This window comes from Nocardia vinacea NBRC 16497, from assembly GCF_000308835.1.
Classification (GTDB): Bacteria; Actinomycetota; Actinomycetes; order Mycobacteriales; family Mycobacteriaceae; genus Nocardia; species Nocardia vinacea.
Map to the genome: position 1 here is coordinate 1 of NZ_BAGN01000338.1, position 3,125 is coordinate 3,125.

Here is a 3,125-nt window from a genome sequence, read left to right on the forward strand (position 1 = left end):
ACCCGTGGTCCCGGGCGCGGGACTCTTGCGATCCCCGACGCGGGGGCATGGCAGCTCGCTGCTGTGGATAAGGGTGTGCTGGATGGTTTGGCCCTGGTGAGTCACCCCTTGGCGGAGCAGCCACTGGCAGCGGGGCAGGTGCGGATCTCCGTGCGGGCTGCCGGGTTGAACTTCCGGGATGTACTGATCGCGCTGGGCATGTACCCCGATGACGACGCTGTGGTGGGTGCCGAGCTGGCAGGAGTCATTGTCGAGGTCGGTGCAGACGTCGAGGGTCTGAGCGTCGGCGACCGGGTCATGGGGTTGGCCGGTCGTGGAGTGGGACCGGTCGTGATCGTCGACCATCGACTGGTCGTGCACATGCCGGCGGGGTGGTCATTCGCCCAAGCCGCAGCGGTACCGGTCGTGTTCTTGACGGCCTACTACGGGCTCATGGACCTGGCTCATGCAAAGCCGGGGGATCGCCTGCTGGTGCATGCGGCGACCGGCGGCGTAGGAATGGCCGCGATCCAACTGGCACGTTGCTGGGGCCTGGAAGTCTTCGCAACTGCCAGCAGTGGCAAGTGGGATGTGTTGCGGGGCATAGGTTTCGACGACCAGCACATCGCGAATTCGCGGACGTTGAGCTTCGAAGACGAATTCTTGTCGGCCACCGACGGTCACGGGGTGGACATCGTCTTGAACTCATTGGCCGGGGATTTCGTCGACGCGTCGCTGCGACTGCTACCGCGCGGGGGCCACTTCCTCGAGATGGGCAAGACCGACAAGCGTGACAGCGATGCGATCACTACCCAGTATCCCGGGGTGATCTATCAAGCCTTCGACATGTTCGAGGCCGGGGAAGACCGTATCCAACAGATGCTCTCCGAGCTCACCGCCAGTTTCGATCGCGGCGAACTCAAGTCCATTCCCATCCAAGCATGGGATATCAGGCAGGCACCCGAGGCCTTCCGATATTTCAGCCAGACCCGTCACATCGGCAAAGTCGTCCTCACACTACCCGTGGTTTCGACACTGCCCGTGGTCTCGGACACGACGGATACCGGTCGTGGGACTGTGGTGTTGACCGGTGGTACCGGTGGTTTGGGTCGGATTCTGGCCCGGCATCTGGTGGGTGTGCGGGGTGTGCGGTCGCTGGTGTTGGCTTCTCGCCGGGGTATCGCTGCGGAGGGTGCGCGTGAGTTGGTCGAGGAGTTGACCGGTTCGGGTGCGCGGGTGGCGGTGGTGGCCTGTGATGTGTCCACCCGTGCCGGGGTCGAGCAACTGCTGGCCGCGGTACCGGACGAGGATCCTTTGGTCGGGGTGGTGCATGCGGCGGGTGTGCTCGACGACGGTGTGATCGCGTCGCTGACACCGCAACGCCTCGACACGGTGCTTTCCGTGAAAGCCGATGCGGCGTGGTATCTGCACGAGCTGACCCGTGGCCTGGATCTGGGCATGTTCGTCATGTATTCCTCGACCGCCGGTGTGCTGGGCTCGCCCGGTCAGGGCAACTATGCCGCGGCCAATCAGTTCCTCGACGGACTGGCCGAACACCGCCGTGCTCAAGGCCTGCCCGCGACCTCGATCGCGTGGGGATTGTGGGGATCATCGACCGGGATGACCGGTCACCTCGATGGTGGCGACACCGCACGCATGAACCGTGGCGGCTATCTGGCGATGACCGACGAGCAGGGCATGGCGATGTTCGACACCGCCATTACCGCCGAGCACGCCACCGTGCTCGCAGCGCGGTTCGACACCACCGCCCTGGCCGCGCAGGCCCGTGCGGGGATGCTGACACCGATACTGCACCAGCTCGTCCCCAACGCCCGACGCGCAGCCACCGGAGACACCGGCAGCGCCAGCGGGGTGGCGGGATCGCAACTGCGGCAACGCCTGTCCGGCCTGGACGAGGCCGAACAGGTCAAGATCCTGCTGGAGTTGGTGCAGACCCAGGTGGCGATCGTGCTCGGACACGACGACGCCACCACGATCGACGCCGACCGCAACTTCCAGGAACTCGGATTCGACTCCCTCACCGCCGTCGAAGCCCGCAACCGACTCAAAACCGCCACCGAAGTCGCGATCCCGGCCACTCTTACCTTCGACTACCCGACCCCCAGAGCCGTCGCCGAACACCTCCACCAACAGCTGGCCGGAAGGAGTGGACGACGTGGCGTAGATGAAATCTTGTATCGAATTGAGTCTCTGCTTTCCGACGCTAATTTGAGTGTTGCTGATAGGAAAAGCCTTCTCGACGGTTTCGGGAAGCTGGTGCTAAAGAGCGGTGAAAAAAATTGGGATGTCAGGCCCAATGACCTCTCGGGTAATTCGGCAGTTAAGGAAGTCATAAAAGAGTCCTCGGCCGATGACCTCATGAATTTTATTCAAACTCAGTTGGGTTACCCCGGCGTATAGCTTGTTGCGATAGGAAGGACAGACTTATGGAAGAGGAAAGGCTTCTCGCCAATCTGAGGTGGGTCACATCCGAATTGCTGGAGACTCGCCAGCGATTAGACGCCGTGCTGTCTGAGCCGATCGCGATTGTGGGTGTGGGCTGTCGTCTTCCTGGCGGTGTGTCCTCGCGGGAAGAGCTGTGGGAGGTCGTGGCCCAGGGTCGGGATGTGGTGTCGCAGTGGCCGGTCGACCGTGGCTGGGATGCGGGGTTGTTCGATCCCGAACCGGGTGTGGCGGGTAGGTCCTACACGCGTGAGGGTGGGTTCCTGCACGATGCGGGGTTGTTCGATGCCGGGTTCTTCGGGATCAGCCCGCGGGAAGCGGTTGCGATGGATCCGCAGCAGCGGTTGCTGCTGGAAACGGTGTGGGAAGCCCTCGAAGACGCCGGGGTGGACCCGGTCTCGTTGCGCGGCAGCGACACCGGCGTGTTCATCGGCGTCAGCGACCAGTCCTACGGCATAGGCCGAAGCGACGGCGACGCCGGTGTCGAGGGATACCGGCTGACCGGCACGACCTCGAGTGTGGTCTCGGGCCGGGTGTCGTACGTGTTGGGGCTGGAGGGCCCGGCCGTGTCGGTGGATACCGCGTGCTCGTCCTCGCTGGTTGCGTTGCATCAAGCCGTACGAGCCGTGCGTGTCGGCGAGTGCGGGATGGCACTGGTAGGCGGCGCGACGGTGATGTCGACA

2 protein-coding genes are annotated in these 3,125 nt (G+C 63.7%); both read left to right on the forward strand.

Annotated features, from left to right (window positions below; genetic code table 11):
* The coding region (locus ON44_RS33860) for a type I polyketide synthase (protein ID WP_157187403.1) at positions 1-2,400 on the forward strand (2,400 nt) is incomplete at its 5' end.
* 26 nt (positions 2,401-2,426) lie between these two features.
* Positions 2,427-3,125 (forward strand): beta-ketoacyl synthase N-terminal-like domain-containing protein (locus ON44_RS33865; protein ID WP_174415216.1); only part of this gene is annotated, 699 nt, incomplete at its 3' end.